Genomic DNA, 6,790 nt, shown 5'->3' on the forward strand with positions numbered 1-6,790 from the left:
GCCTAGGGCGCCTCCGGAGAGGCCACGGCCAGGTTCTGGCCGCCGCTGGGAAGCTTCTGCAGCCGCTGCTCCTCCAGCTCCTCTTCGCTGAGGCGCAGGCCCAGCAGACCCGCCAGGGGAGCGGCGGTGAACCCCTGCAGGCCCACGGTCATCAGGATGGTCAGGAACACCAGCCCCTGCAGGGCTCCTGCCCCCTCCACGCCGGCTTCATAGAGGCGCAGGGCGAACAGGCTGGCCACGGCGGCGGTGACGATCCCGCGCGGGGCCAGCCAGCTCAGCAGCAGCTTCTGGCCGCCGCTGAGGGGCAGGCCGAAGGTGGCGATCTGCATGGCCACGGGCCGCACCAGCAGCATCAGGATCAGCACACAGCCCACCCCGCCCCAGCCCAGGGGGCTGAGGTCAGCCCAGGCCACATCGGCGGCCAGCAGCGGGAAGAGGATGCTGATGGCCAGCTGGGCCAGCTGGCGGATCAGGTCATCGAGCATGGCGGCCTCGGTGTCGGCGAAGCGGCCCACCAGCACCCCAGCCATCACCGCGGCGGGCAGACCCGACTCGGGCATCACCACTTCGCAGCCGGTGAACATCAGGAACATCACCCCCAGGGTGAGCTGCAGGCGCAGGCCACTCTCAGGATCCACCGGCAACCGCCGCAGCAGCACCGCCAGCAGCAAGCCACTGAGGGCACCCACCCCTACGCCGAAGCCCAGCCGCTGCAGCAGCTCCAGGGCGAGATCCTGCCAGTCGTAGCGGTCGGTGAGCACCAGCTCCAGCAGCAGCAGGGCCAGCACGGCGCCGATGGGCTCCAGCACCAGCCCTTCCCCCTCCAGCACATCCCCCAGGGGAGGGGCCAGGCGCATCTGCTGGATCAGGGGCGTCACCACCGTGGGGCCCGTGCCCAGCACGATCGCGCTGTACACCGCCGCCAGCGGCCAGCTCAGGCCCGCCAGCCAGTGGGCCGCCAGCAGGCCGGCGGGCAGGGCCACCAGCAGGCGCACCACCACGATCCGCAGCACCGCCAGGCGGGTGGTGCTGCCCGGAAGGCTCAGCTTGAGGCCCCCGTCGAAGAGCACCAGGCTCACCAGCAGCCCCACGATCGTTTCCAGGCCACTGCCCAGGGCGAAGGGATCCACCAAGCCCAGCCCGGAGCGGCCGATCAACAGGCCGGAGGCCAGCAGAAGCACCACCGACGGCAGGCCGGTGAGCAGGGAGGTGAGCTGGGCCAGAGCTCCAGAGAACACCGTGATCCCCCAGAGCAACTGGAGCCTCTCGGGGGCATCAGTCATGGCTCAACGACCAGGGCCCCCCAGAATGCCCCAGCCGGACTGGGGAACGAGAGAGGAATGGCCGAAGCACCGATGCTGCTGCTGGTGGATGGCCACTCCCTGGCCTTCCGCAGCTTCTATGCCTTCGCCAAGGGCGGCGAGGGGGGACTGAGCACCAAGGAGGGGGTGCCCACCAGCGTCACCTACGGCTTTCTCAAGGCGCTGCTGGAGAACGTCAAAGGGCTCACCCCCCAGGGGGTGGTGATCGCCTTCGACACCGCCGAGCCCACCTTCCGCCACGAGGCCGACGCCAGCTACAAGGCCCACCGCGATGAGGCCCCGGAACAGTTCTTCGCCGACCTGGCCAACCTGCAGGAGATCCTGGCGGGGGCCATGGATCTGCCCCTGTGCATGGCCCCCGGCTATGAGGCCGACGACGTGCTCGGCACCCTGGCCAACCGCGCCGCCGCTGCCGGCTGGCGGGTGCGCATCCTCTCCGGCGATCGCGACCTCTTCCAGCTGGTGGATGACGAGCGCGACATCGCCGTGCTGTACATGGGCGGCGGCCCCTATGCCAGAAGCTCAGGCCCCACCACGATCCGCCGCGAGGGGGTGATCGCCAAGTTGGGAGTGAGGCCGGAGGAGGTGGTGGACCTCAAGGCCCTCACCGGCGATGCCAGCGACAACATCCCCGGAGTCAAAGGGGTGGGCCCTAAGACAGCGATCAGCCTGCTCAACGCCCACCTCAACCTCGATGGCATCTACGCGGCGTTGGAGCAGCAGAAAGGAGCGCTGAAAAAGAAGCTTGAAGCCGATCGGGAGAGCGCCTACCGCTCGCGCATGCTCGCCGAGATCCTGATCGACATCCCCCTGCCGTCCGAACCGAGGCTGACGCTGGGGTCGGTGGACGGGACGGCCCTGGCCCAACGGCTGGAGGAACTGGAGCTGTTCAGCCTGGCCCGCCAGCTGGCGGCCTTCGAGCGGGCCTTCTCCGCCGATCACCAGGCCCATCAGGGTGCGCCGGGCTCAAGCGCGGGCAGCTCGTCGTCTGCGCCGGCTGATCCGGATGCTCTGGCCTCGCCCTCAGTCTCGCCATCTGTCTCGCAGCAACCCGACTCCGGCCAGGAAGGCGCACCGCCCGTCCTGGAGCCTGAGATCATCCACAGCCCAGAGCAGCTCGAAGCTCTGCTGGTGCGGTTGATGGCCGCCACCGACCCCGACCAGCCGATCGCCCTCGACACCGAGACCACTTCCTTGAACCCGTTCCAGGCGGAGCTGGTGGGAGTGGGGCTGTGCTGGGGAGAAGGCAGCTGCGATCTGGCCTACATCCCGATCGGACACCAGCCGCCTTCGCCGGAGGCCAGCGCCGATCTGCTCACACCACCGGCCGCTGAGCCCGCAGCGCTGCCGAAGCAGTTGCCCCTCGACCAGGTGATCGCGGCCCTGGCCCCCTGGCTCGAGAGCGCCCAGCACCCCAAGACCCTGCAGAACGCCAAATACGACCGGCTGATCCTGCTGCGCCACGGCCTCGGCCTGGAGGGGGTGGTGATGGACACCCTGCTGGCGGATTACCTGCGCGATGCCAACGCCAAGCACGGGCTGGAGGTGCTGGCGGAGCGCAATTTCGGCTTCACGCCCACCAGCTTCAGCGAGCTGGTGGCCAAGGGGGAGACCTTCGCGGCGGTGCCGATCGAGGCCGCCGCCCTCTACTGCGCCATGGATGTGCATGTCACCTGGCGGCTGACGCCGCTGCTGCGCGGCCAGCTGCAGGAGCTGGGGGAAGCCCTGCCGAAACTGCTCGATCAGGTGGAACTGCCGCTGGAGCCGGTGCTGGCGCGCATGGAGGCCACCGGCATCCGCATCGACAAGCCCTATCTGGCGACCCTGAGCGAAGAACTGGCGGGCACCCTCGCCAGCCTCGAGGCCGGAGCCCGCGAGGCCGCCGGGGTCGACTTCAACCTGGCCTCGCCCAAACAGCTGGGCGAGCTGCTGTTCGAGACGCTCAGTCTCGACCGCAAAAAATCCCGCAAGACCAAGACCGGCTGGAGCACCGATGCCGCCGTGCTCGAGAAGCTCAGCGGCGACCATCCCGTGGTGTCGCTGGTGCTGGAGCACCGCACCCTGAGCAAGCTCAAGAGCACCTACGTGGATGCGCTACCGGCGCTGGTGGAGCCGGAAACGGGCCGGGTGCACACCGATTTCAACCAGGCCGTCACGGCCACCGGTCGCCTGTCCAGCAGCAACCCCAATCTGCAGAACATCCCCATCCGCACCGAGTTTTCCCGGCGCATCCGCAAGGCGTTCCTGCCCCAGCAGGGCTGGCAGCTGATCAGCGCCGACTACTCCCAGATCGAGCTGCGCATCCTCACCCACCTCTCGGGCGAGGAGGTGCTGGTGGAGGCCTACGCCAACGGCGACGATGTCCACGCCCTCACGGCCCGGCTGCTGCTGGACAAGGACGAGGTGACACCCGACGAACGGCGCCTGGGCAAGACGATCAACTTCGGCGTGATCTACGGCATGGGCGCCCAGCGCTTCGCCCGCGAAACCGGCGTCAGCCAGGCCCAGGCCAAGGAGTTCCTGAGCAAATACAAGCAGCGCTACCCGAAGGTGTTCGCCTTTCTGGAGCTGCAGGAGCGGCTGGCCCTCAGCCGCGGCTACGTGGAGACGATCCTGGGGCGGCGACGTCCGTTCGCCTTCGATCCGGGCGGGCTGGGGCGGCTGCGGGGCAAACCACCCGAGGAGATCGAGCTGGAGGTGGCCCGCCGGGCCGGGATGGAGGCCCAGCAGCTGCGGGCGGCGGCCAATGCCCCGATCCAGGGCTCCAGCGCCGACATCATCAAGCTGGCGATGGTGCAGCTCGACCAGCAGCTGCGGACCTCGGGCCTGCCGGCGCGGCTGCTGCTGCAGGTACACGACGAACTGGTGCTGGAGGCTGCCCCTGAGGCCCTCGAGCTGGTGCTGGCGGCGGTGAAGCAGGTGATGGAAACGGCCCTGGAGCTGCGGGTGCCGCTGGTGGTGGACACGGGGGTGGGGCCGAACTGGATGGAGACGAAGTAGTCAGTGCTGCACATCGATCGGTGCATCCGGGCCATAGTCGCTGAGAAGAACCCAATCGGTATGCAGTCACCGAGACCCGAGATCAACCCTGCCGGCGCGCCTCTCCGCAACCGCCGACCGAAACGGCGAGAGCTGTTCTGCCCGGCCCACCCCGAGCAGCGCCTGCTGGGCAATGGCCGCAAGTACTTTCTGCATCTGCTCACCCCCGAGGAGCTCAAGCAGCGGGGCATGAGCGACAAAAAAGCGCGCCTTGTGATTCAGGCCTACCCGGTGCTGGTGCTCAGCGACGAGTGGCTGGAGGAGCTGTTCTGTGCGGAATGCGGCGGCAACCGTTGGTGCCATGTGTCGAAGCACGATCGGATCAGCCACACGGTGCGCTGGGCGAAGCGCGAGCTCTGGCAGCAGGTGGCCCATGTGGATCCGGTGGTGGCCAACCCGAGCGTGGGTGAGTTCACTCGGAGGGAAGCGGGGCGATCACGTACTCGCCGGCAAGATGGGGGGCGTTGGTACGACTCCCACTGAGGGGCCGCTCAGAGGCTGGTAGTCCCTCACCAGAACCCGCAGGGCAGGAATCAGGCGCTGGTCGTCCCATTCCTCCAGAACGTGCCGCAGTTTCTCGAGAAGGGGTTCCAGCTGCTCGGGGGCAAAGAACTCCTCTTGGGCCTTGCGGATCAGGGGATGGTCGGTGGGCTGATCGTTCTCCTGGGTCAGGAGCTCCTCGTAGAGCTTCTCACCCGGACGCAGTCCGGTGAAGTGGATGGCGATGTCCCCATCGGGATGGGCCTCGTCGCGGATCGTGCAGCCAGAGAGACGGATCATCTGACGGGCCAGATCCAGGATCCGCACCGGTTCGCCCATGTCGAGTACGAATACCTCCCCGCCACGGGCCATGCCACTGGACTGCAACACCAGCTCGACCGCCTCGGGAATCGTCATGAAGTAGCGGGTGACCTGCGGATGGGTCACGGTGAGAGGCCCACCGACGGCGATCGCACGGCGGAAGTGGGGCACCACAGACCCCGAGGAGCCCAGCACGTTGCCGAAGCGCACCATCGAACAGATGGGCCCGTTCCCCGCAGCCACCGTGCGAGCGGCTGCGGCCTGCACAAGCAGTTCGCAGACCCGCTTGCTGGCGCCCATCACGTTGGTGGGGCGGACGGCCTTGTCGGTGGAGATCAGGACAAAGCGCTCCAGGCCGCAGCTGAAGGCCACCTCCAGGGCCGCGCTCGTACCACGCACGTTGTTGACGACACCGGCGCAGGGGTTCGCTTCCACCAGGGACACATGCTTGTAGGCGGCGGCATGGAACATCACCTGCACGCCATGGTCATGGCAGAGGGTCGCCAAGCGCCTGCTATCGCAGACGTCCCCCAGGACCGACACGAAGCAGAGCGGGGGGGACGTATCGAGCTGCCGAAGGCTGCGGAGCTCGTTCTCGAGTTTGTAGAGAGCCAGCTCACTGCGCTCCAGCAGCACCAAGCTGCGAGGGTCCTGACGGTAGATCTGGCGGCAGAGCTCCGAACCAATCGAGCCACCGGCGCCAGTGATCATAACCACCCTGCCGGCCACAGTCGCACGCAGTAGATCAGTATCGGGCTTGCAGGTCTCGCGACCAAGCAGATCCTCGATCGCCACTGGCCGCAGTTCGGTGACCACCTCCTGCCCGGCAGCGATGCGGGCCAGGGAAGGAATCGAGAGCACCGACAACCCCAAGGCTGTGAGCTGATCAACCAGCTCCCGTCTTCGGTGGCGTGGGGCCGAGGGCATCGCCAAGAGGATCTGCTGAATGCCATGGAGCTCAATCAGCTGGCTCAGCTGGTCCGGGGAGTGAATGGTCAAACCCTCCAGGCGGCGCCCCCACAGGACCGGGTCGTCGTCGAGAACGCCCACCAGCTTGTATGTGCTCTGGTAGCGCAATTCAGCCAGCAACTGAGCGGCCGCCTTACCGGACCCATATACCAAGGTGGGCTGTCTCTGGTTGCCTCCTGGACCCTGCTTGAATGTGGCGGTGGACCGCACGGCAAGCGAAAACCGCAGCAGATCGCGCATGACAATGCGGCTGGCGATCAGGCTGGTGGAGACCAGCAGCCAGAACAGTGGCCAGAAACTCCGGGGAGGATGTTCGCCCGGTCCGCTTAGGGAAGAGACCAAAACCAGAAGCAGCACCGCCAGCAAACTGCGGGGCAAAAGGCCGTAGAGTGATCTGCTGCCTGAGAAGCGGGTGAGGCTGCGATACCAGCCACTGATCACCAGAACGGCCAGGCTGAGGCCCACCGACCAGGACAGGAGCCAGAGATTGCCGAGGAACTGGGGAGGATTCCACTCACCTAAGAGTTTGCTGAAAAACGAGCCCACGAGCCAGTTTTCCACAGGCATCAGTGGATTTCCGGCTCAAAAAGTCGGATCGGCGGCTATCAGAGCCGCAAACTGCCCGATTTCGGCATCGTTGGCCTCTCTGCAAGACATTG

4 protein-coding genes are annotated in these 6,790 nt (G+C 67.0%); 2 read left to right on the plus strand and 2 right to left on the minus strand.

Translation table 11 applies throughout. The features are described 5' to 3' along the window. Window positions 1–2 precede the first annotated feature (2 nt). Complete coding sequence (locus KQ304_RS09490; protein ID WP_259736854.1) at window positions 3–1,283, minus strand: sodium:proton antiporter; 1,281 nt, start codon at window positions 1,281–1,283, stop codon at window positions 3–5. A 57-nt stretch (window positions 1,284–1,340) separates the two neighbouring features. On the opposite strand from KQ304_RS09490, the gene polA reads away from it, so the two are divergent. Beyond that, on the plus strand, window positions 1,341–4,322 hold the full coding sequence (gene polA, locus KQ304_RS09495) for a DNA polymerase I (protein WP_259736855.1): 2,982 nt from the start codon (window positions 1,341–1,343) through the stop codon (window positions 4,320–4,322). Between the two features lie 60 nt (window positions 4,323–4,382). Next, a complete protein-coding gene (locus KQ304_RS09500; RefSeq protein WP_259736856.1) occupies window positions 4,383–4,844 on the plus strand; it encodes a hypothetical protein in 462 nt (153 codons plus the stop codon). Here the strand turns inward: KQ304_RS09500 and KQ304_RS09505 are convergent. Next, on the minus strand, window positions 4,797–6,698 hold the full coding sequence (locus tag KQ304_RS09505; RefSeq protein ID WP_259736857.1) for a nucleoside-diphosphate sugar epimerase/dehydratase: 1,902 nt from the start codon (window positions 6,696–6,698) through the stop codon (window positions 4,797–4,799). The genes KQ304_RS09500 and KQ304_RS09505 overlap by 48 nt on opposite strands. Window positions 6,699–6,790: the final 92 nt, after the last annotated feature.

The sequence above is a fragment of the Synechococcus sp. CS-1329 genome (assembly GCF_025128055.1).
GTDB lineage: Bacteria > Cyanobacteriota > Cyanobacteriia > PCC-6307 > Cyanobiaceae > Regnicoccus_A.